Source organism: Pauljensenia sp. UMB3104, assembly GCF_030217285.1.
In the GTDB taxonomy this organism is placed as follows: domain Bacteria; phylum Actinomycetota; class Actinomycetes; order Actinomycetales; family Actinomycetaceae; genus Pauljensenia.
Genome location: NZ_JASONN010000015.1, coordinates 18,583 through 40,803 on the forward strand (window position 1 = coordinate 18,583; position 22,221 = coordinate 40,803).

The following is a 22,221-nucleotide window of genomic DNA, read 5'->3' on the forward strand; positions in this document are numbered from 1 at the left end:
GCCTCGTCGATGATGAGGGGAGAGGGTCAGTCGACGATCTCGATGGAGTTGATGACCTGCTCCGTCACGGGGCGGTCCTGGAGGCCCGTGGGGGTCGTGGCGATGGCGTCGACGACGCGCTTGGACTCCTCGTCGACGACCTTGCCGAAGATCGTGTGGTTGCCGAGCAGCCACGGGGTGGGGGCCACGGTGATGAAGAACTGGGAGCCGTTGGTGCCCTTGCCCATGCGCTTGCCGGCGTTGGCCATGGCGAGCAGGTAGGGGTCGTTGAAGTTCAGCTCGGGGTGGATCTCATCGTTGAACTGGTAGCCGGGGCCGCCGGTGCCGGTGCCGAGGGGGTCGCCGCCCTGGATCATGAAGCCGGGGATGACGCGGTGGAAGATGGTGCCGTCGTAGAGGGGACGGGAGGTCTTCTGGCCGGTCTTCGGGTCGACCCATTCGCGCTCGCCCTTGGCCAGGGTCACGAAGTTGTTGACCGTGTTGGGGGCGTGGTTGGGGAACAGTTCGACGGTGATGTCGCCAGCGGAGGTGTGAAGAATAGCTTTCATGAGACCAATGGTCGCATCTTTTCCTGGGGGTTTCCTGTCCGTCGCGCACGTCACGGGAGCCGGTGGGCTGCAGATCACAGCCCGTTGTAGCACAATAGGGGTGAGTGGCGCGTCCGCGCCCCTGTTTATTGTGGACAGAATCGGAGACATCATGGTTACTTCGCCGACTTTCGATGCAGATAAGCTGCGTGCATCGTCCCAGCAGCTTCGCGACGCCGCTGCCATTTACGCCGGCAAGGTTGCCGTGCGCGCCGCTGATCTGGCTGGCCAGGGCGTCGACTGGGCCGCGCCTCGCGCCCAGGCCGCGCTGAACTCCGCGATCGAGCACGCGACCCCCGCGATTGAGAACGCTGCCGCTCGCGCGCAGGCTGCTGCCGCGCAGGCCGGTCCGGCGATCGAGAACGCTCGCGAGCACCTCGTGGACGACTACCTGCCCCGCGCTTCCCTCGCCGTGAACCAGGCGGGTGCCGCCCTGCAGGCTCGCGGTTCGCTGTCGGATCGCGCTCGCCGCGCGTCCGAGGCTTCGGCCGTCGCCCTCGCGACGCCCACCCGCAAGCGCCGCAAGTGCCGCGTGCTGCGCGCCTTCGGCCTGACGGCCCTGGTGGGCGCCGTTGCCGGTGCGGGCTACATCCTGTGGAAGCGTTCGCAGCCGATCGAGGATCCGTGGGCCGAGGAGTACTGGGCGGATCTGGACACGGATTCCTTCGTGCCGGACACCGAGGCTGAGAAGGCCACCTTCGAGGCGGGCGAGTGAGCCTGACCTTCTGAGAGGTTCTTGCTGCGGGGGGCCGCGACGCACTGCGTTGCGGCCCCCCGCTGTACCCCTTCCACACACCAACCCGGCGCAGGCGGTTCAGCCCTGTGTCGAGGAGTTCATTGCGGCAATGACGATTGCGGTGATGATGGCGGCGACGATCAGGATGAGGCCGATCGGCAGAATGTAGAAGATCATTGCGACAGCGAGCCAGTACATGCCGTCTCCGCCGTCACCATGGTTGCCCGGAATGAGCTCAATGATGGCCCCGGCAATGAAGGGCGAGAGCGCGAGCAGCAAGCCCACTCCGAACAAAATGCCCGCCGCCTTGAACGACTTGCGAGGTTTCACGGGGGCTACGGGACCATAGCCGGAGCTCACATACCCGCCTTGCGGGTAGCCCTGCGCGACCGGTTGCGCAGGCCAGTTTTGCTGCATGTCTGGCTGCGGCACACCCTGAGCAGGAACGCCACCCTGCTGCTGGTAGGGCGACTGCTGTGCAGGCATCATGGGAGAGGCGTTCGGGTCGGGAACGTACGGATTTGGTGTTGTCACAGTCTGTCCTTCCATCAACGGCAGGCGCACACGTACGTGCAACGCATTCAGTCAGGAGTGTATCGCCGCTCCCACCTTGATGAGCAACGCGAAGAGGAGCCACGGGCTCACGTGCAAGAGGATCGCGTAGAGGCTCCACCAGCGACCACTCGGCTGTTTCGCCCTCGCAGTACCGATGAGTGCACAGAGGATTCCCACCAGGCCATTGAGGAAGAGAACCGCGATGCCCGCAACGATCACGTAGCCGAAGCCGACGTCATCAAGGTAGCCCTCCGCGGTAGTCTGCCGGAGAATCGACACGCGGAGGTTCCCGGCGGCAAGGAGGAGAACGAGAACCCACCCGGCGCCACCCAGGAACAGGGAAGCGATCGTTGAGCCTCCGAGACCGGCCAACCAATGCCTCGTCCCCTGCCCCCGAGGAGCGGGAGTGCCAACCTGCGCCGAGACGGCAGGAACCAACGACTCGTCACTCACCACAGTCATCGTCTACTCCTCACACATGTACTACCCGGGACGACGCATGTACTAGTTGGCCATCTCCCGAATACACTCGGCCCCGAAGGCGAGCGCCAGCAGTATCCAGTGAGTGACACTCAGATGCTTACCGAGCTTGCTCATTTTGAATTCCCGCGGGGTGGATGCGTAGGCCATACCCTGAGCCCCAGCGCTGAATCCCATGACGGTCAGGACGATGAGAACGGGGAGGATCACCATTGGGGCGACGAAGCCGATCCACCCGAGTCCACTGGCATCACGCATCGCGCGCGCGGTGAGCACGAGGGCAACAGCGCCCACGATGGTGAGGACCGAGACGACCCATGCGGCGATTCCGCACGCGAGCGCCTTACGTGCGAGGGCCGAGGGATTGGGCGGACGCACCGGGACACCCTGCGGATAGCCGGGCTGAGGGTACGTACCCGCAGCCTGTGGCGGAACGACAGGTCGCTGTCCATTCGACATAACGCGTTCCCTTCATCATCGCAGGGAGCCGACGTCGTCTCCCCAAAAGTATTTCAAGAATTGAGATTATCGGAGAGGTGGGTTGCACGCAAGGAGGGCTGCCCGAGGAGAGCGTGTGACACCTGGGCCACCCTGCGCTCGTCGGTCACCGCGTTTTCTGTCGTCCAGCGAAGAACAACATGAGGCCGCAGATCGCCAGCATCAACGCAAAAGGCACCACATAGAGGAGGACCATGACACCGAGCCAGGCGAGTCCATCTCCACTGTCCCCATGGTCGCCGGGAATGAACTCGATCCCCACACAGACAGCAACCGACAACACCAGGATAATGGCCGCAAAAACCAACAAGATGATGCCGCTGATCTTCATTCCTGACCGACGCGGCGGCCGGGCCCCCGCATTCGGATAGCCCGTCGGCACCCCCTGATATACAGGCTGCGCGGGCACTCCCGCCTGGGGCACAACCTGCGGCACGGGAGCATACGCCTGCACTGCGGGCTGTCCACCCTGACTCTGTCCACCCGGAAAGGTGTTCATGTTCGGAACGTGAGGATCTGGTGTTGTCACTGCTACCCCTTCATGAGTTGACCATCGCGGCAATATGGCACATGCGCTCATCCATACGCCCTTGCGAGCATGCCATCGTTGGGCGTACGCCAACAATCGTCATCGACGCGTGGGACGACCCACAGCTCAGCGACCAAGGAGCACCGGCAGCAAGAACATGAGGACTGTGAAAATGACGTACGGGCTCGCATTGAGGAGGATTCCCAGCCAGTTGAGCTTGAGTGTCTTGGGCTTTCCGACGGCCCCCACGATCCCGAAAATACCACCGGCGAGGTTCACCGAGCCAAAGAATGGCAGAGCAAATAGGGGCAAGAAACCGATCACTTCCTTGCCGCTCGGATCAGGATCAGAGGCGGAGGCTCGAATAGCCAGCCACATGGCCAGTATCGTCAAGCCGATGAGGACCCATCCGACAACACCCAGGATGATCGACAGCCGATTCACCTTCTGAACCACAGGCCCCTGAGGCACGGGCACATAGCCCGGCGCACCCCCCTGAGGCGCCATCGAATACCCCTGTACACCCTGCGGCACCGACTGCGCGGGAGCTGTCGACTGCGCGGGCGCTCCTGCCTGGGGTACCCCCTGCGGCGCCTGCTGCACAGGCTGCGCGGCCTGCGCCGGAGCTGCGGGCTGCGCGGGAACTGCGGACTGCCCCGCAGGCTGCTGAGGATAAGGCGTGCTCATTAGTTCCTCCTCTAGTGCACCGACATGCGGCAACGAGACTGTGAAGAAACCCCACACCCCTCCTTGCCGAAAAGTCTTTCAAGAATTGAGACTAACGACAAGACAACCCCCACGCAAAACGCACTCACCCCACAAGCGCGCAGCGACGGCCTCGTCAGGCGAGGGCAGGCTTGATATTGCAACGAAAAGACGATACCTCGGCCATCGCCAGCAAAGCGCCGGACAGCTTCAGATGAGAACCAGCAGGGGGAGGAAAAGCACGCACCAGCACAGGGGCACATTCAGGACTATTCCCCACGTGGCGAGTGCCCGCTCAGCCTCGCTGTCAGCGCGCCGACGTGCCCGTATTCCCATGATCAAGCCCGTCAGCTGAACGATGCCCGCCGGGACGGACATGTAGAAGCAGACGGCGACGACGATCAGCGTGGGCAAGAACGGATCCCCCGGCGCCATCGCGAGGTCGTGAAGCATCGCGAACAGGCCAACAATCAGCGCCCCGACCATCGCCAGTATGCCCGCGAGCCCCGCACCCACCGACTTCGCGCCCGCACTGCTCAAGAGACGCTCGAACAGGGACCCGCACACGGCCAGGACCGCAACGCCGCACACGACGAGGACGGGGACGAGGCCACCCGGATCGCCGACAATGCCCACCGCGGGAATGACGCAGGCACAGGCAAGGAGGAAGGCATTCGCTCCCACTCCCAGCGCGCAGCGCCCGAGCTCCCTGCGACCCTCGGCTCGCGTTCGTCCCACTAACCCGGCGATAACACCGACGAGATGAACGATCCCAGAGGCACCGGCGACGGGCAGGAGGGAACGGATAAACTCGCCGTCGCTCATCACCGCTGAGTCCCCGGGAATGACGAGGTTCGCGCTGGCGCTCATCTCATCAAAAACCGAGGCTGATCGGACCATAAAGCCACCGATCATGACCGCGAGTCCCGCGAATATGCAGAACAGGGACAGCCTGCACATCCGGCGCAACGTACGTTCGCGAGGCCCACCTGCGGGAACGCTGCAGTCGTTCATGGCATTCTCCTCCCAGTGATCACGTCAGGCCTCGACAGCATCGAAGGGGCGCCGTGGCCGCGACACGCTACCGAGAATATTCAGTGATCGCAGCGACGGCCTCGTCAGACACAAGCACACGCCATCATTGGGCGTGCGCCAACGACCTACGAGAAAAACGGTGCCACGGCCAGGCCGACGAACATGATAACGAAAAAGATGACGTACGGGCTCGCATTGAGGATAATTGCCAGCCTGTTGAGCTTCCATTTCGCCGGCTTCTCCTTCGCTCTTGAGGAAGCGACGATGACACCGATGAGGTTCAACGGACCGCCGAAGCCCAGCACAAAAAGAGGAAAGAAGCCGAAGATATCGTTCCCGCTCGCGGACGCGTCCGGTGAGTGCATCTCTACCCACGCGTCCAGCACTAACAGCGCGATGAACACCCATACACCAATTCCCATGACGAGGGAGAGGTAGTTAACCCGCACTTTCACAGGCCCCTGGGGCACGGGCGCATAGCCCGGCGCAAATCCCTGGGGCACTGGCTGCGCGGGGCCCATGTGGGGCACCCCCTGCGGCGCCGGTTGCGCGGGAGCTGCCGGCTGCGCGGATGCTCCCGCCTGGGACACAACCTGAGGGGCGGGCTGCACAGGCTGCGCGGCCACTCCAGGAGCTGCGGGAGCCGCGGGCTGCCCCGCAGGCTGCTGAGGATAAGGCTCACTCATTTACTTCCTCCGTCTCATGAGCGTTATTCACATACAACAGTCATCCGAAGGCCAGTAGGGCCCCAGCAGTACCGGGGAAGACTGACGTACGAATCCAGACAAGAAGAACGGCAGCGATCACCCAGGGAAGAATATTCAGGCCGATACCGAGCAGGCTCCACATCCGCTGTCGGCCGGATACCGAGGGCCCCACCTTCAGGAAACCGAGAATCAGCCCGGCAAGATTGATGGGCGGCAGGACGCACATGTACACAACGAAGGGGATGATCCATACAAAGCCCCCGCCTTCGGGATGGTCACTGTGCACAGCGGTGAAAACGATATAGGCGCAGTACAGGAGTGACAGAACCAGGACACCCAGACCGATGATCGCAAAAATGAAGGAGAGCCTGCTGATCTTTTCCGGAACCTGTTGCTGGGGCCCCATCGGATACGACACACCCGCCTGAGGAACCCCCTGCGACGCTGGCTGCGCGGGGCCAGCCTGCTGCGGCCTGCCTCCACCTTGTGCGTATTCGGGCGTGCTCACAGTGTCCTCCGTCCAACAGGTATTTCAAGAGTTGAGATTAACGGAGAGGACAACCCCATGCAAGGCGCGTTACCCGAGGAGGGCGCGCAGGACTTGGGCGACCCCGGCCTCGTTATTGGAAGGCGCGACGAAGCGCGCGGCCTCGACGACGTCCTGGGAGGCGTTGGCCATCGCGAAGGACAGGTCCCCCTCGCTCATCATGGACAGGTCGTTTCCCGCGTCGCCGAAGACCGCGGTCTGAGAGCGATCCACGCCGAGGAAACGCTGCAGGTCGCGCACGGCGCTCCCCTTGTCGACGCCTCGGATCTGCAGGTCCGCCCAGTTCGCACCCGAAATCGCGTACTGGTGCGTGTCGGCGAAGTGCGCCAGGGTGGCCTGCGCGAGCGGCTCAACCGGGCCAATGACGTAGACGGCCAGCTTGACGATCGCGTCGTCGATCTGCCCAGCCTCGATGGCGTCGATGATGGCGATCTGATCGTCCACGCGCTTGGTGCGGTGGTAGTAGGGCATGACGCCGTCGACGAAGCGATCATCGGTGCGCTCGACGTAGGCGAATTGCTTGCCACACATGACCAGGCCGCCGTCGATCCCATCCGGACCGGAGGTGGCCTCGCGCACGAGGCGGACGGCCTCGCGCATGGTGGTGGCGTCGAGAGGGCTGGAGGAGACCTCGACACCGTCGCGCATGACGATGCCGCCGTTCTCGCCGATGACGGTCATGCCGGGGCGCCCGGGGAACATGTCGATGAGGGTCCACACCTGGCGGCCGGACGCGGGTGCGAAAGTGACGCCGCGCGCGTCCATCTGGTCGAGCAGCTCGTCCATGCCGGGCGGGAAGTTCTTGTCGTCGTCCAGGAGGGTGCCGTCCATGTCGACGGCGGCCAGGCGCAGGTCGGCGCCCGCGTAACGCGCGGGGTCAGTGGGGGTGGGGGTCGTCATGGATCCATTGTGCCCGACTGGGGGCGCGGGTGCGCGTGGCCTGGGACGAGGCCGGGGCAACCTCACGCTGCCTCACACGGCATGTGCTGCGGAAGCAAGAGAGGCGACTAGATCCACCACCATAGCCCACCGGCCGCGATGAGCAGCGCGGCAGCCACGAAGGCGCTGAAGCGCGGGAGGCGACGCGCCCCCATGGGCAGCGAGTATCGGGCGGGCGTTTGCAGCGCGAAAATTTCCTCGTCAAGGGCGGCGCGCGTCTGCGGGCGCACGGTCGGCGGGTACGAGGGCGGCGCGGGGCGGCGACGCCGAGCGGATGGCCTGGTGACCTGGGCTCCTCGCGCGGCACCGCCGACTCCCCCAGCGTGCGAGTACTGGGAAGGCGAGTGATACACGGTCTCTCCGTTGAATTCATGCGGTTGAATGGCGTAATTCTAGCACTCATGAGGCGCGCGTCACATACTTTTGTATCCGAGATTGTCCGTGTGAATACGGGCCGGCCCCGGCCTCGTCGATAGGGGGACGAGGCCGGGGCCGGAACCTGCGCAGATGGCGCGAACTACTCTCGCCCCTCGCGCACGCCCGCGAGGATCCGACGACGCAGGGGAACGGTCGCCTCGGAGGCCACGACGATGAGAACAACGCCGACGATCGCTGAGGCGAGCGCAATGAGGAAGCCCTTTCCGGCACCCGACGCAAGCATCGGTGACATGAACACCATGCCGAGCAGCATCGAGCCGACGATCATCACGAACGCGGGGATCGCGACCTCGAGGCGGCGGCTGCGATCCATGAAGCCGCGCGGGGAACCCATATAGGACAGGGCGCGCACCTGGTCGGCGGAGTCGAGGACGCGGATCGACTGATTGACCGCGGTCGATACGGCCCCCAGCGCAAGGGTGATCGCGAAGGTGAGCAGCATGCCCCTGTTGATGTCGCCGATGACGATGCGGGCGACCTCGTCCGTAGAATCCCCGCTCATGGAGATCGCGTCACTCGCCGGGTACATGATGCCCACGAGGAACCCGACGAGGGCCACCGCCCCGAACGAGCGCCACACGGCGCGCGGATCGTCGGCCATGCGACGCCCAGCCACCATCATCTGGGGGCTGCGCGAGACCCGCGCCATGATGCGGCCCATCAGGCTGATCGACCAGACGCCCACCAGGTTGACGATGAGGAAGATCGCGCCCATGAAGCCCATGAACACGGCCATGCCGATCGCGGTGCCCAGGTTCATCGCGAGAGTGCCGACGCTCAGCCACAGGACGAGGAGGACCAGGCCGATGATCGGGCCGACCGCGCTCACGCGGCCCGCCTGGCTGCGGCGCGCGACGCCCAGGGGCGTGATCGCGACCTTGCGCATGGCCAGCCACGAGGACAGGGCGGCCAGGACGATCATGGCGAGTCCCTCGACGAGGAGGGCCACGACCCCCACCCACATCTCGGACACTCCCATCGGCTGCCCCTGGAAGGACAGGGCGCCCCAAGCGGGCAGCGTCACCGCGTACAGGATCGAGCCGACGACGACGCCCACGGCCGCAAACACGCATGTTTCGAGGATGCAGGCGAGCTTCGTCTTTCCCGGCGCGAGGCCGACGAGGCGCAGGACCGCAAGGTCACGCTCGCGCCGACTCATACCCAGGCGCGCGGCCGCCGCACCCATCGAGATGATGGGGACGATGAGCAGGGTCGCCGCGAAGTACGCGAGCATCACGTAGAAGGAGGCCATCCCGTCGAGGCTCGAGGGGTCGTCGGCCGTGGCCGACGTCGCGGCGACGGCAGCCCTCGCGCCAAAGGCCATGACGCCGCCGGTGACCGCGAGCAGGAACGCGTGCGGGAGCGCAAACGCGGCGACCGTGAGGACGGAGGTCGCCCGGTCGCGCGACCGCAGGAGCGCCCCGGCGGCGGTGCGTACCGCGCTCATCGGGCCACCCCCTGACTGGGCGCGCCCGTGCCTCGTCCCTCAAGAGAGATGCGACCGTCGCGCACGTGGATCGTGTGCGGCAGGCGCGCGGCGACAGCAGGGTCGTGGGTGACGAGGACCAGGGAGGCACCCGTGGTGGCGCAGGCGCTGGTCAGGAGGGACATGACCTCGCCGCCGGTGGCCTGGTCGAGGGCGCCCGTGGGCTCGTCCGCGAAAATCACCGAGGGATCGGTGGCAAGCGCGCGACCGATCGCGACGCGCTGGGCCTGGCCGCCCGACAGCTGGCCAGGGCGATAGGGGCCGGCGCCGTCGAGGCCGAGGTTCGCGAGGATCTCGCGGGCGCGACTCAGGGCCTGCGACTTGGGCGTGCCCGCGAGCATGAGTGGCATCGCGATGTTTTCTTCCGTGGGCAGCTCGGGCAGGAGCTGGCCGTCCTGGAAGACGAAGCCGAAGCGACGCAGGCGCAGGTCGGAGAGCACGCGCTCCGACATGGTCGTCATCTCCTCGCCGTCGAGCGTGATCGACCCTGAGCTGGGTCGCAGCACGCCGGCCAGGCAGTGCAGGAGCGTCGTCTTACCGGAGCCCGAGGGACCCATGATCGCCACCTGCGTGCCCTGCGGGAGTGTCAGGTCGACACCTGCCAGCGCGTGGACGGGCGTGTTCCCACGCATGTATGTCTTCGTTAGTGCTCGGGTCACCAGGCCCGCGTTGTTCTCTGTCATGCCTCCACGTTATTCCCGAGGCGCATCTCACTTCCATGAGGGGCTGCCCTGGTTATCCCCTGAGAGTCCCCCGACACATCGCAGGAAATGGCGGAATTCACCCGCTTCCACGGCACTGATCCACCCGCTGACGCCAGCATGCGGGACTGTGTGCCCGCACCTCAGGCCACCTGGGCCAACAACCGATAGGGTCGGTTGTATCCGTTCTGACTGTCGGAACGGCACTACTCCAAGGAGAACACCATGGGTCTGGAAGATCTGAAGAAGCAGGCTGAAGAAGGCCTCGAGAAGGTCGTCGACGCGGCCAAGGAAAAGGCTGAGGAAGCCAAGGACAAGCTGACCGAGCTGGCTGGCGAGGCCAAGGACAAGGCCAAGGAAGCCGCCCACGCCGCCCAGGACAAGGCCGACGAGGCCAAGGAAGCCGTCCAGGACAAGGCTGAGGAAGCCAAGGACAAGGCGACCGAGCTGGCCGACGAGGCCAAGGACAAGCTCGGCAAGTGATCCGACGAAAGGGGCTGGGCCGCAGGGCCCGGTCCCTTTTACATACCTGCGGGCAGCTACTTGAGGGGCCCTCACAGAGTACTCACGCACCCTCACGGGGACGCGCAGCCGCGGCAGTTGCTACGTTTAACGCATGAACCGCGCCCTGGATCCGCTCGCCGCTCAGCTGCTGCTACGCGCCTACGCGCGGGCCACGAACATGCTCATCGCGGGGCGCTCCTTCGCGACGGACGACCCGACGCTGGCCGCCCTGCTGCGCGCGTTCGGTGCCCACGTGCGCCCACTGGCTGACTCCGAGGACACCCCGGCCTCGCCCCCGGTCGTCTTCGCGCTCGAGGAGGACGCGGCCCCCACGCCCGGGGCAATCACGGTCCTGGCACCCGGAGGCACGTTCCGCGCGGTCATCGCCCCCGACGGGCGCACCATCACGGGCCCCGGCGACGAGGGGCGCATCGAGTGGGCGCGCGCCCACATGCCCGTCACCGAGGCGGCGGCCCGGGCTCTGGCACCCCTGGTTGCGGGCCGGAGCGTTGGGCTTTCCCTCGTCCTGGAGCCGAAGACCGCGGCGCTGGCCCTCATGCTCGCCGAGGCCGGAGCGCGCGTCAGCGTCTTCGGCTGGGCGTCCGAGACCCGCGAGGATGTCGCTGCCCGCCTGCGCGACGCCGGCATCCCCGTCTTCGCGGACTCGAGCGCCTCCCGCGAGCGCGAGTGGGAGCTCGCGCGCGAGTTTTTGGCCCAGCGCAGCGAATTCCTGCTGGACGACGGCTCGCACCTGATCCGCCTGGCGCACGACACGGAGGCCTGCCCGGGTGTCCTGGAGGCGCTGGTTGGCGCGGCGGAGGAGACCACGTCGGGGCTGCGCCCCCTGCGTTCCTTCGACCTGCGCATTCCGGTCCTGGCCTCGAACGACGCACGCTCGAAGACCCTGTTCGACAACGCCTACGGGACGGGCCAGTCGTGCTGGACGACGATCCTCGACCTGATTGACCCGGACGGCGTGGGCGCGCCCGTCGCGGGGATGCGCGTCGTCGTCATCGGCTACGGCGACGTGGGGCGCGGCTGCGCGCGTTTCGGCGCGGCGCTCGGCGCCCGCGTGACCGTCGTGGAGCTGGACCCCGTGCGTGCCCTCCAGGCGTCGATGGACGGGTTCACCGTGGCCTCGCTGGAGCAGGCAGCCGCGAGCGCCGGCATGCTGATCTCCGCGACGGGCGAGCGGGCGACGATCCCGCTGAGCGCGCTGGAGGCGGCCCCGGGCGGCGCGATCGTCACGGTCGCCGGTGGCGTCGACGGGGAGGTGTCCATCGACGAGGCCGTGGCCGCGTCCTGGGTCATGGCCGAGTCGGGCGATCCGCACGTGCAGACGCTGACCAGCCCCTCCGGCAAGACCCTGCGCGTCCTCGAGCGCGGCGAAGGCATCAACTACACGGCAGGCGAGGGCAACCCCATCGAGATCATGGACATGAGCTTCGGCGTGCAGCTGGCGTCCCTACGCGAGCTCCTGACCCGCGAAGGTGAGCTGGCCCCCGGCCTGCACGACCTGCCGCGCGAGGCCGACGACGCGGTGGCAGCAGCTGCGCTGGGCGCCCTGTCCCTGTCGTAGTCGCAGCTCACGCCCACCGCTGGGGCGGGTATGCCTACCCCACTTCTACACTGTTAGTCAGCGTCCCCCACTGAAAGGTCCCCCATGAGCGACGTGGTCGTCTGGTCCGCCGGCATGGTCATCCCGATCACCGCCCCCTCGATCCTCGACGGCGCCGTTGCCGTGCGCGACGGGCGTATCGAGCACGTGGGCGCGCGCGACTGGGTCGTCGAAACGCTCACGCAGCGCGGCCTTTCCTTCACGGAACGCCACTTTGAGGGTGTGCTGCTCCCCGGCCTCGTCAATGCGCACACGCACCTGCAGTACACGGGCATGGCGTCCGTGGGAGCCGGACAATACCGCGGTTTTGACGACTGGGCGCGCGCCTTCGACGAGGTCTACGACGCGGGCGGCCTGGACTGGGGAGGCGACGCGGCTGCGGGCGCGCGCCTGCTCCTCGAGAGCGGCACGACCGCTGCCGCCGACGTGGTGACGGACGCAGCCGCGGCCTCGGCCCTGCACGACGCGGGCCTGCACGGCGTCGCCTACTGGGAGGTCATGAGCTGGTCGAACGAGGAGTGGCGGGCGCGCGGTGAACGCGAAGTCTCCGAGTCTCTGGACGCGATGCCGACCCCTCCGGCCGTGGGCATCTCCCCGCACGCGCCCTACTCCCTGGACGCCGAGCCGCTGCTGGACCTGCCCGACATGGCCCGGCGCCGGGGCATGCGCATCCACATTCACCTGGGCGAATCCCACTCCGAGGCCGAATGGTCCGAGACGCGCACGACCGACCTCGCGGACCTGTGGAAGAGCGAGCATTCCTCGTCGTTCACGGCGATGCGTTCGCGCGGCGGCGGCTTCTCCTCGACGCAGTTCGTCGATCAGCTGGGCGTCCTCGGACCCGACTGCCACGTCGCGCACGGCGTGTACATGCGCGCCGATGACCGCAGGCGACTGCGCGCCCGCCAGACGGCGGTGGCGCTGTGCCCGCGCTCGAATCGTGTGATCGGCCTGGATGCGCCTCCCGTCGCCGCCTACCTCACCGAGGGCAACATGATCGCGGTGGGCACGGACTCCCTGTCCTCCTCCCCCTCCCTCGACCTGCTCGAGGACGTCGCTCTCCTCTTCGACCTGGCGCGCGCACAGGGGTATGAGGACCAGGATCTGGCACGCCGCCTCCTGCAGGCCGCGACCTTGGGCGGTGCCACCGCGATGGGGCTGGCGACTGGTCCCGACCGCCTGGGCCAGCTCCAGTCGGGAGCGGTCGCCGACATGTGCGTCGTCGACGTGCCCGTCACCTCGATCGTGGACACCATCGACACCGTGGCCCGCCACGGCGCCGGTCACGTGATCGAGACGATCGTCTCCGGGCGCGTGCGCTACTCGGCCTCGCGCTGACTCCTTCGTTTCCCTGTCGCTCACCCTCCCTTTCCCTTCGTTTGGAGCTTCGAATGACCGACGTGTCCCCGCTGATTGACGCCATGGGCCTCGCGCCCCACCCCGAGGGCGGCTACTACCGCCGCACGTGGACCGCGCCCGCCCGCGTGGACACGCCCCGCGGGAGCCGCCACAGCGCCTCCGCGATCATCTTCCTCCTCGACCGCGACGAGGAGGCCCGCTGGCACCTCGTCCACTCCGACGAACTGTGGATCTGGTCCGGCCCCGGTACCCTCGAGGTACACCTGGGAGGCAGCGGCAACGCGCCCAACGCCGACCCACGCATCGTCACGCTGGGGTCTCCGTCCGGCACAGTGGCTTCCGATCCGGCGAACCCCGTACAGATCCTCGTACCCGCCGGCACCTGGCAGCGCACCTTCGCCCGCGGCGACTACGCGCTGGCCACGTGCGTCGTCTCCCCCGAGTTCACATTCGACGACTGGAAGCTCGCCGAGGGGATCTGACCCACCGGCCTGCGGGCCCGTTGGTCGGGCACGGGCCCACGATCTGGGCGTACACGGGACTATCGCCACGTTCTGCGGCTTGAGCGCGCGAACCACGGGATCCGGACATTAGGGTGAGACTATCCGCTCAACCAATACGAGCGGCTCGTTCCAAGGAGGAAACATGGGTCTGGAAGATCTGAAGAAGCAGGCTGAAGAGGGCCTCGAGAAGGCCAAGGAAACCTTCGGCGAGGAGAACGTCGAGAAGGCCGTCGAGGCCGCCAAGGACAAGGCGACCGAGGTCGTCTCCGATCTGAAGGACAAGTTCCAGAAGTGACGTGACGGGAGGGCCGGGCCAGTGCGGCCCGGCCCTTTCGCATACCCGCACGCCACTGTGTCCCATCCCCCACCACCCTGAAACCCTTACGATTTCAACGTTTTCCCAGCCCAGGCCTCGTTCTAATGTTTCGTGCATCGGAACTATGCCAGCGCGTCTTTCGGCGCACCGATACTCTCATCGAGTCAGACCCGCCTTCACCGGCGGATTCCTTCACGTCACTGGGAGGCCCCATGCGCCGCTCTGTCCGTTCCCTCGCTGCCGTCGCCGCCGTCGCGGCACTCGGCCTGGCCGCCTGCACGGGCGGCACGAGCTCCTCTTCTTCCTCCGGCGCCGAGCAGACCTACGGCCCCGGCGCCCTGCCGACCGTGACGGAAGGCAAGCTCACCGTCGCCACCTCCGACCCCGCCTACTCGCCGTGGATCCTGGACAACGACCCGTCCTCGGGCGAAGGCTACGAGTCGGCCGTCATCTATGCCCTGGCCGAGGAACTCGGCTACACCGCCGACAACGTCCAGTGGGTGCGCGCCACCTTCGATTCGTCGATCACCCCCGGCGCGAAGGACTGGGACCTGAACATTCAGCAGTTCTCCATCACCGACGAGCGCAAGAACGCCGTCGACTTCACATCCCCGTACTACACGACCACCTCGGCGATCATCACCAAGGCAGGCTCCCCTGCCGCCAGCGCGAAGTCCATCGCGGACCTGAAGGACGTCCTCATCGGCGTCCAGGCCGGCACCACGTCTCAGCAGTTCGCGTCCGAGAACCTCGAGCCCGGACTCACCCAGAAGCTGCAGATGTTCAACTCCTCCGACGACACGGTCCTGGCCCTGCAGACGGGCCGCGTGGACGCGATCGTCGTCGACCTGCCGACCGCCTTCTACATGGTCTCCGCGCAGATCGATGACGGCGTTATCATCGGCCAGTTCGACGACACCACGGGCGGCGAACAATACGGCATCGTCCTGCCCAAGGGTTCCAAGCTGACCCCCACGGTCTCGGCAGCGGTCGATCGCCTGGCCTCGTCCGGCAAGCTCGCTGAGCTGCAGGAAAAGTGGCTGAACGAAGCACAGAACGTGCCCACCCTCAAGTGAGGCCTCATTCATGAGTGACTACTCGAATGACGCGCTGGCCACGCCCCCCGTTTCGGCGGTGGAGCGTGGCCGGCGCGCTTATCGGCGCAAGCAGACGGTCCGGTCGATCCTCATCTCCCTGGTCTCCACGATCGTGGTCACGGGAGTCCTCATCGCCGTGGTCGTCAACTCCGACGGGTGGGAGGCCACCCGCAACACCTTCTTCAACGGCAAGTACTTCGTCGAGGCCTTCCCCCAGGTCCTGTCCGGCCTGTGGCTCAACATCCGGATCCTGCTGATCGCGGTGCTGGGCGTCGCCGTCTTTGCGACTCTGCTGGCGGCCGCGCGCACGCTGGCCGGTCCCGTGTTCTTCCCGATCCGCTTCCTGGCGGCCGCATACACGGACATTTTCCGAGGCGTCCCCTTCCTGGTGGTCCTCTACCTGATCGGCTTCGGCATCCCCGCGCTCAACCCGACGACGCGCATCCCGACCGCGTTCCTGGGCACGGTCGCGCTGATCCTCACGTACTCCTCGTACGTCGCCGAGGTGCTGCGCGCGGGCCTGGACTCCGTGCACCCCTCCCAGCGTTACGCGGCCCGATCGCTGGGTCTGTCCCACGGGCAGACGCTGCGCATGATCATCGTGCCGCAGGCGATCCGCAAGGTCACGCCCGCCCTGATGAACGACTTCATTTCCATGCAGAAGGACGTCGGCCTCATCTCGGTCCTGGGCGCGGTCGACGCGATCCGTTCGGCGCAGATGGTCCAGGCCAAGACCTACAACATGACGTCCTACGTCGTCGCCGGCCTGCTGTTCATCATCTTGTCGTTCCCCTTCATTCGCCTGTCGGACTGGTACACGGCCCGACTGCGTAAGCGCGAGCAGATGGGAGGCACCGTCTGATGTCGGTTCCCACTACGTACGAGGAAACGCCCCTCGTTTCGGAAAGCGCCACCCCGGTCCTGAGCGCCGTCGGCGTGGTCAAGCGCTTCGGCGACAACGTCGTCCTGCGCGGGCTGGACCTGGATGTCGCCCCGCACGAGGTCGTGGTCCTCCTGGGCGCATCGGGCTCGGGTAAGTCGACGCTGCTGCGCTGCGCCAACCTGCTGGAACGGGTGGATGACGGCCAGATCTTCCTGGCCGGCGAGGACATCACGGACCCGCGTGCGAACGCGGACAAGATCCGCGCGCGCATCGGCGTGGTGTTCCAGCACTACAACCTGTTCCCGCACATGTCGGTGCTGGACAACGTGACGCTGGCGGCCCGCAAGGTGCACGGCTGGGACAAGGATCGCGCGCGCGAGCGCGGCCTGGAACTCTTGGACCGCATCGGCTTGAAGGACAAGGCGAAGGAATTCCCGGATCGCCTGTCGGGCGGCCAGCAGCAGCGCGTCGCCATCGCGCGCGCACTGGCCACGAACCCGGAGCTACTCCTGCTGGACGAGATCACGGCAGCGCTGGACCCAGTGCTCGTCGGTGAGGTCCTGGACCTCGTGCGCGAAATCAAGGCGCAGGGGTCGACCATCCTCATGGCGACGCACGAGATCAGCTTCGCCCGCCAGGCGGCCGACCGCGTCGTGTTCCTTCGGAACGGCCAGATCGTCGAGCAGGGCCCGCCGGAGCAGGTCATCGACAACCCGCGCGAGCAGGCCACCAGGGACTTCCTGGCACGCATCCTGCACTGAGACATCGGGAACCTGAAGGGGAGCGGTCAACTCATCGTTGGCCGCTCCCTTCTCATCCACTCGCAGCGTGGTCCATTCCCGCAGAGATCCCAGGGGAAAGAGGTAGCCCACTCGAACCTCAGATGCTAGGGTGTCTATACGTACGGATAATGTCCGTACGACTGAAAGAGGAACTGACATGAGCACTGCAAAGACACAGCGTCTGGAACTGCGCCTCACCGAGGAACAGAACACTCTCATTCGCAGCGCCGCCACGTACACATCTCGCAGCATCAGCGATTTTGTCCTCTCCGCAGCCACATTGGAGGCGCAGCGGCGTCTCGCCGACCAACACCTCTTCCTCATGGACGACGAACAATACGCCCGCTTCGAAGAAATCCTTGAGGCCTCGCCGACGGACGATCCCAAGCTGCGCAAACTCTTTGATCGCCCCTCGCCCTTCGGCACTCACATCGACCTGAACGCACCGAGCACCTCCGAGAACTGATGTACGTATCAGTCCTACAAGAGCCGCGGCCTCTCGAGCGGAGGGACGACCGGTCACGCTTCCAATCGGGCAACACTGAGATAGACGATTGGTTCCACCGATTTGCGTGGCAAAACCACCGAGCCGGAAACGCTCGCGTCTTCGTCACAACACAGGAACCCGACACACTTGGTTTCTACGCCCTATCGATGGGGGCAGTGCAGCGCAGCACACTCCCAGATGCCCTCAAACCTGGCCAACGCCCGGAGCCTTGCCCGGTTCTCCTCCTCGCGCGACTCGCCGTCGATCAGCGCGCGCAGGGACGAGGCATCGGCGCAGCTCTCCTCAAAGACGCACTCTTGCGAGCCTACAAGCTCAGTAATGAGGTGGGATTCGCTGCCCTCCTGGTCCACTGCGCCAACGACCACGCACGCGAGTTCTACCTCAACCAGTGCTCACAGTTTGTTCCCTGCCCGGGAGCACAGAACCACCTGGTGTTGCCGCTGCGCGCCCTACGAGAGTTCATCGACGCTCTGTAGCGTCCAACACCCAGCGGCCGCAACACAACGCAAAGGGCCCAGGATCCGCAGATCCTGGGCCCGAAGCGTTGTCAGTATGGAATCAGTTGGCGCCCTCGGTGATGGTCACCTTGAAGTCGGTCGTGATGCCGTCCGGATCGGTCAGGCTCACGGTGACCGGGGCGTCGTCCTCGCCCAGCGCACGCAGCGGGTGCAGGGTGACGATGTTCTTCTCGGACTTGCCGACCTCGAGGGCCGTGGGGTCAGAGACCTCGATCTTCCACTTGGTGGCCTTGTCGGAGTCGGCCAGCTTGATCTTCAGGTCGCGCTTCTCGGGGACCTTGATGCCGTGTTCGTCGATCTGAGCGATGGGACGCTCGACCGTCTTGACGTCCTTCGGGGTCACGTAGGAGTGAGCGGAATCGGAATCGGTGGCGCAGCCGGTCAGGGCGGAGATGCCCAGGCCGAGCGCCAGCACTGCTGTAAGGATGGAACGCTTGTTCATAAACACCATACTAAGCATCCATACTCACACGCACTCGCCACAAAGCGCGATTTTGGGACGATGTCACACCCTCGAGCATCACATGGACCAGACCAGCGCCCCCGACTCCACATCCGCCCAGAACGAGGTGGCAAACTCCGCCCACTGCTGCGGGAACTGCAGCTGGGCGCTGTGCGCGCCACCGCGGATGACGCTCTCGCGCGCACCCAGGTCCGAGGCCTCCTCGGCGTACCAGGCAGGCGGCCAGATCTCGTCCTGATCCCCGTACAGCACGTGCACGGGCACGCCCGTGGCCGCGAGCGCGGGAGTGTCGGGGCGCAGCTGGGAGAGGATGCGGGCGATGCCCACCAGGTTTTCCGAGGCCGTGTCCAGTGCGCGAACGCGTTGGAATTCCGCCCATCCGACGCCCGGCTCGTCGAACTTCATGTCGGGGAAGTAGGTGCGCAGCACCTGCTCGCGCGCGCCGGGACCCGTGGGCAGGGGGTCGAGGATAGGCAGGGTGTTCATCCAGTCGTAGACGGCCCGACCCGAGCAGAAGAGGGTCACGGAGGCGAAGAGGTCGGGCCGCGCGATGACGGCCGCGCGCGCGACGATGCCGCCGAAGGAATGGCCCACGAGGTGCACGCGGCCCGAGGTCCCGGCCCAGGCCTCGGCGACGGCGATGAGGTCATTGACAAAGTCACTCATCCCGTACGCGCCCAGGCCAGCGGGTGCGGCGGACCCGCCCTGGCCTCGTTGCGAGTAGGCGAGGACGTCCCAGCCCGCGTCGCCCAGGAAGGGCAGGACGGGCGCGTAGTCCTCCTTGGAGCCCGTGTAGCCGGGGACAAGGAGCGCGCGGTTCTCTCCCGCCGCGTCCGGGGCCGACGCCGCTGAGATAGCAGGTGTGCCGTCGACGAGGCCGGGGGCGCTCGGGCCGGTCAGCAGGCCGCTCAGCTCGCCGGCCGGGGAGGGGACGGCAACGGGGGTGACGTTTGAGGCCAGCGCAAAAGGACCGAAAGGCTCTATCTGTTTCACGCCCCCAATCGTAGAATGAACGCATGACAAACGAGACGATTGCGAGCCAGCTCGCGCACCGCACGATCCGCGCCTACAAGGACCAGCCCCTCACCGAGGAAGAGGTCACCACGCTGATGGATGTGGCTCGTCATACCGCCACGTCCTCGTTCCTGCAGTCCTGCACGGTCCTGCACATCACCGACCCGCAGGTGCGCGAGACGATCGGCGCCGCCTCCGGCCAGCCCTACGTGGGCGGCACGAAGGGCGACCTGTTCATCTTCGTCGCCGACCTGTACCGCAACAGCCGCATCCGCGCGGAGCAGGGCGTCTCCTCGGAGGCCCTGGGCTCGTTCAACCTGTTCCTCACGGCGCTCGAGGACGCGCTCCTGGCCGCGCAGAACGTGGTCGTGGCCGCCGAGTCGATGGGCCTGGGCACCGTCTACCTCGGCTCGATCCTCGCCGATCCGCGCCCGGTCGTGAAGGTGCTTCAGCTTCCCGAACTCACGTTCCCGATCGTCGGCCTGCTCGTCGGCCACCCGGACCAGGAACCCGGCCAGAAGCCGCGCATGCCCCTCTCCGTCATGACCGCGAAGAACACGTACCCGCGCGTCGAGTCCTACACCGAGACTCTGGCCGACTACGACCGCGAGGTCACCGAGTACTACGACCTGCGCTCGGGCTCGCGCCTCGAGTCCTTCACCCACCTGGTCGCCACCAACATCGGCGTGGGCGGCGCGCACGTCTCCCCCATCATGGAGGTCCTCCACGAGCAGGGCCTGTGCCTGCGCTGACTCTCCTTCCTTGACGAGGCCGTGGCCTCCCCTCGCGCTGTGGTGACCGGCGCCGACCGGGGGACCACGGCCTCGTCGCATACCCGGCTGGCCGCGCGCTTAGAATGGGCGCATGGCTGAGCTTGGTTTTTCCACCTACGTGTTTATCGAGCGCATCGCCGCGAACGCGGCCGCGCTGCACCCCTTCCCGGAGCACAACGTTGCGCTCGTGCGGGATGCGCTGGCGGACGCCGGCTTCAACATCACGCTGCTCGACCCTGACGCGCCGGAGGTCGGCGAGGGCGTGTACTTCCAGCCCGAGCCCTTCGACGACGAGGTCATGGGTCTCCTCGCGGATGCGCTCACCCTGCGCGGCATCGGAGCGTACGCGTACGCGCTCGTGGATTCGTCGCTGGGCGGGGAGCTGGCCGACATCGCCCTGTTCACCCGCGTGGGCGACATGTTCCCGCGCTACGGCCGCCACATTCTCATGACGCGCATGTACATTCATCGCACGCCGACGGGTGCGGGCAACAAGGCCGTGACCTGGGCGTTCGGATCCCCCGCCGACCTGGAGGAGGCGAACCGTCTGCTGTCGGAGAAGTTCGACACCGAGCCAGTCACGGACCCGCGCGGCATGGCTGCCATCGAGATCCGCCACCCCGAGTTCGCGGCGGGCACGGCCGAGCCGATGGTCCTCCTCGACGAGATCTTCCAGGTGCTGGGCGCCGCCGGCTTCGAGGGCATCACGATGTGCAACGACCCGGGCGAGCAGCCCCAGGGCTGACACGCGCAGCAAGGGCCGCCTATAATGGCAGCTACCAGAACCGGCTCTTACCCCACCACGGGGATCCAGAGCCGGTCTTCTCTTTTGCGAAGGGCACGAGCAGCGACACCGCGTGATAGCCCTCTATGAGGCACCGAACAACTATGCCTGATTGACATAAGGCTCCAATGGACGATACAATATCGTCATCAACACCGGTTCCGCCGAAAGGTCCAGGGCCGGTTTTCTTCTATGCAAGGGCGCATAACCATGGAAAAGCCTTTTCGAACTATCGATGAACAGATCGATATATTACGATCACGCGGAATGATCATCGATGACATTGATACAGCGCGGAAAGCACTCGAGTCAATCAGCTACTACAGACTATCCGGCTACTCATACCCTTTTCGCCAATACGATAGGAAGAGCCGGACACGCTCTGATCAATTCACTCCCGAAACAAACCTAGAACAGGTATTAGCGCTCTACAGATTCGATGAGCGACTTCGTGCGACAACTTTTCAAGAACTCTCACGGATCGAAGTTGGATTACGTGCACTCATCGGCTACGCCCTTGGCAAAGAGGACCCCTATCTCCACCTTGCATCCCCTCAGCTAGGCCCCTCAGGTTTCAATAAGGAAAACAATCACGAAACCGATAAGTATAGAAAATGGATTATCTCCTACAATAGAAATCTCCGTCGATCACAAGAGGATTTCATCAAACACTATAAATGTGAATACGCAAGTAAACTGCCCATATGGGTAGCAGTTCACATCCTTGAATGGGGACAGCTTGCCCTGCTATTCGAAATGGCACCAATTCACTGCCAAGACAGCATCGCTGACTCTCTACACTTAAGTCGATCACAGGTCAATTCCTGGCTCGACAATCTCAGGATTCTCCGCAATATCTGCGCACACCAGGGACGCCTGTTTAACAGAACACTGCGGAAAGCGAAGCTGCCCAGCAACGCTCATGATCTCGGAATTGTCGGCTTATCTGCCGAGAATAACAAGTGCTTCGATCAGCTCACGCTCGTCCAATACCTCACCCGCACGATGGGTCTGGGAGATGGAACCGCCCTCCCCTCAGTCCTCGCTACATTCCCCGCCACCGACGTTGTCCCCCTGCGAGCGACTGGCACGCCAGATAACTGGCAGTCGCTCCCTTTGTGGTCGTGCGAGCCGACATCTTGAGACGCCCACTGCT

29 protein-coding genes are annotated in these 22,221 nt (G+C 65.6%); 14 read left to right on the forward strand and 15 right to left on the reverse strand.

Features of this window, described 5'->3' with window-relative positions:
- Window positions 1-26: 26 nt before the first annotated feature.
- On the reverse strand, window positions 27-548 hold the full coding sequence (locus QP415_RS07865; protein ID WP_016460748.1) for a peptidylprolyl isomerase: 522 nt from the start codon (window positions 546-548) through the stop codon (window positions 27-29).
- Window positions 549-699: 151 nt separating this feature from the next.
- Between QP415_RS07865 and QP415_RS07870 the strand changes: the two genes are divergently transcribed.
- Entirely contained in the window at window positions 700-1,302 is a 603-nt protein-coding gene (locus QP415_RS07870) for a hypothetical protein (protein WP_193393959.1), read from the forward strand.
- A gap of 99 nt (window positions 1,303-1,401) precedes the next feature.
- Here QP415_RS07870 and QP415_RS07875 read toward each other — a convergent pair whose 3' ends face one another.
- The 12 genes from QP415_RS07875 to QP415_RS07930 all read right to left on the reverse strand — a co-directional run bounded on the left by QP415_RS07875 (window position 1,402) and on the right by QP415_RS07930 (window position 9,925).
- Window positions 1,402-1,857: a hypothetical protein gene (locus QP415_RS07875; RefSeq protein ID WP_048675553.1), complete on the reverse strand. Its 456-nt coding sequence runs from the start codon at window positions 1,855-1,857 to the stop codon at window positions 1,402-1,404.
- Window positions 1,858-1,908: 51 nt separating this feature from the next.
- Window positions 1,909-2,340, reverse strand: a complete 432-nt coding sequence (locus QP415_RS07880) for a hypothetical protein (RefSeq protein WP_048675556.1) — start codon at window positions 2,338-2,340, stop codon at window positions 1,909-1,911.
- 42 nt (window positions 2,341-2,382) lie between these two features.
- A complete protein-coding gene (locus tag QP415_RS07885) occupies window positions 2,383-2,817 on the reverse strand; it encodes a hypothetical protein (protein ID WP_048675558.1) in 435 nt (144 codons plus the stop codon).
- A 145-nt stretch (window positions 2,818-2,962) separates the two neighbouring features.
- Window positions 2,963-3,355: an iron transporter gene (locus QP415_RS07890; protein WP_285099633.1), complete on the reverse strand. Its 393-nt coding sequence runs from the start codon at window positions 3,353-3,355 to the stop codon at window positions 2,963-2,965.
- A 156-nt stretch (window positions 3,356-3,511) separates the two neighbouring features.
- Window positions 3,512-4,072: a hypothetical protein gene (locus QP415_RS07895; RefSeq protein ID WP_285099634.1), complete on the reverse strand. Its 561-nt coding sequence runs from the start codon at window positions 4,070-4,072 to the stop codon at window positions 3,512-3,514.
- A gap of 228 nt (window positions 4,073-4,300) precedes the next feature.
- Window positions 4,301-5,104, reverse strand: coding sequence for a hypothetical protein (locus QP415_RS07900; RefSeq protein WP_285099635.1), 804 nt, complete (start codon window positions 5,102-5,104; stop codon window positions 4,301-4,303).
- A 146-nt stretch (window positions 5,105-5,250) separates the two neighbouring features.
- On the reverse strand, window positions 5,251-5,646 hold the full coding sequence (locus QP415_RS07905) for a cell division protein FtsW (RefSeq protein ID WP_285099636.1): 396 nt from the start codon (window positions 5,644-5,646) through the stop codon (window positions 5,251-5,253).
- A gap of 205 nt (window positions 5,647-5,851) precedes the next feature.
- Window positions 5,852-6,340 (reverse strand): hypothetical protein, encoded by a 489-nt coding sequence (locus QP415_RS07910; RefSeq protein ID WP_285099637.1) that lies wholly within the window; start codon window positions 6,338-6,340, stop codon window positions 5,852-5,854.
- A 69-nt stretch (window positions 6,341-6,409) separates the two neighbouring features.
- Window positions 6,410-7,279, reverse strand: coding sequence for an HAD-IIB family hydrolase (locus QP415_RS07915; protein ID WP_285099638.1), 870 nt, complete (start codon window positions 7,277-7,279; stop codon window positions 6,410-6,412).
- Window positions 7,280-7,386: 107 nt separating this feature from the next.
- Window positions 7,387-7,671, reverse strand: coding sequence for a hypothetical protein (locus QP415_RS07920; RefSeq protein WP_285099639.1), 285 nt, complete (start codon window positions 7,669-7,671; stop codon window positions 7,387-7,389).
- Between the two features lie 164 nt (window positions 7,672-7,835).
- Window positions 7,836-9,203 (reverse strand): FtsX-like permease family protein, encoded by a 1,368-nt coding sequence (locus tag QP415_RS07925; RefSeq protein WP_285099640.1) that lies wholly within the window; start codon window positions 9,201-9,203, stop codon window positions 7,836-7,838.
- Window positions 9,200-9,925, reverse strand: coding sequence for an ABC transporter ATP-binding protein (locus QP415_RS07930; RefSeq protein WP_285099641.1), 726 nt, complete (start codon window positions 9,923-9,925; stop codon window positions 9,200-9,202). Before QP415_RS07930 ends, QP415_RS07925 begins: the two co-directional genes overlap by 4 nt.
- A 243-nt stretch (window positions 9,926-10,168) precedes the next feature.
- Here QP415_RS07930 and QP415_RS07935 point away from each other — a divergent pair, with 243 nt between their 5' ends.
- From QP415_RS07935 to QP415_RS07980, 10 genes are all read left to right on the forward strand, one after another.
- Window positions 10,169-10,426 (forward strand): hypothetical protein, encoded by a 258-nt coding sequence (locus tag QP415_RS07935; RefSeq protein WP_016460734.1) that lies wholly within the window; start codon window positions 10,169-10,171, stop codon window positions 10,424-10,426.
- Window positions 10,427-10,559: 133 nt separating this feature from the next.
- A complete protein-coding gene (locus QP415_RS07940) occupies window positions 10,560-12,026 on the forward strand; it encodes an adenosylhomocysteinase (RefSeq protein ID WP_285099642.1) in 1,467 nt (488 codons plus the stop codon).
- Between the two features lie 84 nt (window positions 12,027-12,110).
- Window positions 12,111-13,403, forward strand: a complete 1,293-nt coding sequence (locus tag QP415_RS07945; RefSeq protein ID WP_048675587.1) for an amidohydrolase family protein — start codon at window positions 12,111-12,113, stop codon at window positions 13,401-13,403.
- A 53-nt stretch (window positions 13,404-13,456) separates the two neighbouring features.
- On the forward strand, window positions 13,457-13,906 hold the full coding sequence (locus QP415_RS07950; RefSeq protein ID WP_048675590.1) for a cupin domain-containing protein: 450 nt from the start codon (window positions 13,457-13,459) through the stop codon (window positions 13,904-13,906).
- Window positions 13,907-14,069: 163 nt separating this feature from the next.
- A complete protein-coding gene (locus tag QP415_RS07955; protein ID WP_003797040.1) occupies window positions 14,070-14,222 on the forward strand; it encodes a hypothetical protein in 153 nt (50 codons plus the stop codon).
- Window positions 14,223-14,455: 233 nt separating this feature from the next.
- Complete coding sequence (locus QP415_RS07960; protein ID WP_048675592.1) at window positions 14,456-15,319, forward strand: ABC transporter substrate-binding protein; 864 nt, start codon at window positions 14,456-14,458, stop codon at window positions 15,317-15,319.
- Between the two features lie 10 nt (window positions 15,320-15,329).
- A complete protein-coding gene (locus QP415_RS07965) occupies window positions 15,330-16,202 on the forward strand; it encodes an amino acid ABC transporter permease (RefSeq protein WP_048675594.1) in 873 nt (290 codons plus the stop codon).
- A complete protein-coding gene (locus tag QP415_RS07970; protein ID WP_048675596.1) occupies window positions 16,202-16,984 on the forward strand; it encodes an amino acid ABC transporter ATP-binding protein in 783 nt (260 codons plus the stop codon). Before QP415_RS07965 ends, QP415_RS07970 begins: the two co-directional genes overlap by 1 nt.
- A 178-nt stretch (window positions 16,985-17,162) precedes the next feature.
- Window positions 17,163-17,471: a type II toxin-antitoxin system TacA family antitoxin gene (locus tag QP415_RS07975; protein WP_048675598.1), complete on the forward strand. Its 309-nt coding sequence runs from the start codon at window positions 17,163-17,165 to the stop codon at window positions 17,469-17,471.
- Window positions 17,471-17,989, forward strand: coding sequence for a GNAT family N-acetyltransferase (locus QP415_RS07980; RefSeq protein ID WP_016460725.1), 519 nt, complete (start codon window positions 17,471-17,473; stop codon window positions 17,987-17,989). The genes QP415_RS07975 and QP415_RS07980 overlap by 1 nt, the downstream gene beginning before the upstream one ends.
- Window positions 17,990-18,071: 82 nt before the next feature.
- Here the strand turns inward: QP415_RS07980 and QP415_RS07985 are convergent, their stop codons facing one another.
- Together QP415_RS07985 and QP415_RS07990 are read right to left on the reverse strand one after the other, a co-directional pair.
- On the reverse strand, window positions 18,072-18,491 hold the full coding sequence (locus tag QP415_RS07985) for a hypothetical protein (RefSeq protein ID WP_048675601.1): 420 nt from the start codon (window positions 18,489-18,491) through the stop codon (window positions 18,072-18,074).
- A gap of 60 nt (window positions 18,492-18,551) precedes the next feature.
- Window positions 18,552-19,487 (reverse strand): alpha/beta fold hydrolase, encoded by a 936-nt coding sequence (locus QP415_RS07990; protein WP_016460723.1) that lies wholly within the window; start codon window positions 19,485-19,487, stop codon window positions 18,552-18,554.
- Window positions 19,488-19,510: 23 nt separating this feature from the next.
- On the opposite strand from QP415_RS07990, the gene QP415_RS07995 reads away from it, so the two are divergent.
- The 3 genes from QP415_RS07995 to QP415_RS08005 all read left to right on the forward strand — a co-directional run bounded on the left by QP415_RS07995 (window position 19,511) and on the right by QP415_RS08005 (window position 22,208).
- Window positions 19,511-20,260 (forward strand): NADPH-dependent oxidoreductase, encoded by a 750-nt coding sequence (locus QP415_RS07995; protein ID WP_285099643.1) that lies wholly within the window; start codon window positions 19,511-19,513, stop codon window positions 20,258-20,260.
- A gap of 112 nt (window positions 20,261-20,372) precedes the next feature.
- Window positions 20,373-21,026 carry a hypothetical protein gene (locus tag QP415_RS08000; protein ID WP_285099644.1) on the forward strand — a complete coding sequence of 218 codons (654 nt, stop codon included), beginning with the start codon at window positions 20,373-20,375 and terminating at the stop codon, window positions 21,024-21,026.
- A 306-nt stretch (window positions 21,027-21,332) separates the two neighbouring features.
- Complete coding sequence (locus tag QP415_RS08005) at window positions 21,333-22,208, forward strand: Abi family protein (RefSeq protein WP_285099645.1); 876 nt, start codon at window positions 21,333-21,335, stop codon at window positions 22,206-22,208.
- Window positions 22,209-22,221 lie beyond the last annotated feature (13 nt).

What these genes read in the sequence shown, in the direction of transcription:
- QP415_RS07975 (WP_048675598.1), top strand. Translation starts at nt 17,163, where the DNA reads ATGAGCACTGCAAAGACACAGCGTCTGGAACTGCGCCTCACCGAGGAA.
- QP415_RS08005 (WP_285099645.1), top strand. Translation starts at nt 21,333, where the DNA reads ATGATCATCGATGACATTGATACAGCGCGGAAAGCACTCGAGTCAATC.
- QP415_RS07955 (WP_003797040.1), top strand. Translation starts at nt 14,070, where the DNA reads ATGGGTCTGGAAGATCTGAAGAAGCAGGCTGAAGAGGGCCTCGAGAAG.
- QP415_RS07970 (WP_048675596.1), top strand. Translation starts at nt 16,202, where the DNA reads ATGTCGGTTCCCACTACGTACGAGGAAACGCCCCTCGTTTCGGAAAGC.
- QP415_RS07965 (WP_048675594.1), top strand. Translation starts at nt 15,330, where the DNA reads ATGAGTGACTACTCGAATGACGCGCTGGCCACGCCCCCCGTTTCGGCG.
- QP415_RS07870 (WP_193393959.1), top strand. Translation starts at nt 700, where the DNA reads ATGGTTACTTCGCCGACTTTCGATGCAGATAAGCTGCGTGCATCGTCC.
- QP415_RS07980 (WP_016460725.1), top strand. Translation starts at nt 17,471, where the DNA reads ATGTACGTATCAGTCCTACAAGAGCCGCGGCCTCTCGAGCGGAGGGAC.
- QP415_RS07900 (WP_285099635.1), bottom strand. Translation starts at nt 5,104, where the DNA reads ATGAACGACTGCAGCGTTCCCGCAGGTGGGCCTCGCGAACGTACGTTG.
- QP415_RS07890 (WP_285099633.1), bottom strand. Translation starts at nt 3,355, where the DNA reads ATGAACACCTTTCCGGGTGGACAGAGTCAGGGTGGACAGCCCGCAGTG.
- QP415_RS07960 (WP_048675592.1), top strand. Translation starts at nt 14,456, where the DNA reads ATGCGCCGCTCTGTCCGTTCCCTCGCTGCCGTCGCCGCCGTCGCGGCA.
- QP415_RS07950 (WP_048675590.1), top strand. Translation starts at nt 13,457, where the DNA reads ATGACCGACGTGTCCCCGCTGATTGACGCCATGGGCCTCGCGCCCCAC.
- QP415_RS07985 (WP_048675601.1), bottom strand. Translation starts at nt 18,491, where the DNA reads ATGCTTAGTATGGTGTTTATGAACAAGCGTTCCATCCTTACAGCAGTG.
- QP415_RS07905 (WP_285099636.1), bottom strand. Translation starts at nt 5,646, where the DNA reads ATGGGCCCCGCGCAGCCAGTGCCCCAGGGATTTGCGCCGGGCTATGCG.
- QP415_RS07940 (WP_285099642.1), top strand. Translation starts at nt 10,560, where the DNA reads ATGAACCGCGCCCTGGATCCGCTCGCCGCTCAGCTGCTGCTACGCGCC.
- QP415_RS07865 (WP_016460748.1), bottom strand. Translation starts at nt 548, where the DNA reads ATGAAAGCTATTCTTCACACCTCCGCTGGCGACATCACCGTCGAACTG.
- QP415_RS07935 (WP_016460734.1), top strand. Translation starts at nt 10,169, where the DNA reads ATGGGTCTGGAAGATCTGAAGAAGCAGGCTGAAGAAGGCCTCGAGAAG.
- QP415_RS07885 (WP_048675558.1), bottom strand. Translation starts at nt 2,817, where the DNA reads ATGTCGAATGGACAGCGACCTGTCGTTCCGCCACAGGCTGCGGGTACG.
- QP415_RS07895 (WP_285099634.1), bottom strand. Translation starts at nt 4,072, where the DNA reads ATGAGCACGCCTTATCCTCAGCAGCCTGCGGGGCAGTCCGCAGTTCCC.
- QP415_RS07915 (WP_285099638.1), bottom strand. Translation starts at nt 7,279, where the DNA reads ATGACGACCCCCACCCCCACTGACCCCGCGCGTTACGCGGGCGCCGAC.
- QP415_RS07930 (WP_285099641.1), bottom strand. Translation starts at nt 9,925, where the DNA reads ATGACAGAGAACAACGCGGGCCTGGTGACCCGAGCACTAACGAAGACA.
- QP415_RS08000 (WP_285099644.1), top strand. Translation starts at nt 20,373, where the DNA reads ATGGCTGAGCTTGGTTTTTCCACCTACGTGTTTATCGAGCGCATCGCC.
- QP415_RS07925 (WP_285099640.1), bottom strand. Translation starts at nt 9,203, where the DNA reads ATGAGCGCGGTACGCACCGCCGCCGGGGCGCTCCTGCGGTCGCGCGAC.
- QP415_RS07945 (WP_048675587.1), top strand. Translation starts at nt 12,111, where the DNA reads ATGAGCGACGTGGTCGTCTGGTCCGCCGGCATGGTCATCCCGATCACC.
- QP415_RS07880 (WP_048675556.1), bottom strand. Translation starts at nt 2,340, where the DNA reads ATGACTGTGGTGAGTGACGAGTCGTTGGTTCCTGCCGTCTCGGCGCAG.
- QP415_RS07995 (WP_285099643.1), top strand. Translation starts at nt 19,511, where the DNA reads ATGACAAACGAGACGATTGCGAGCCAGCTCGCGCACCGCACGATCCGC.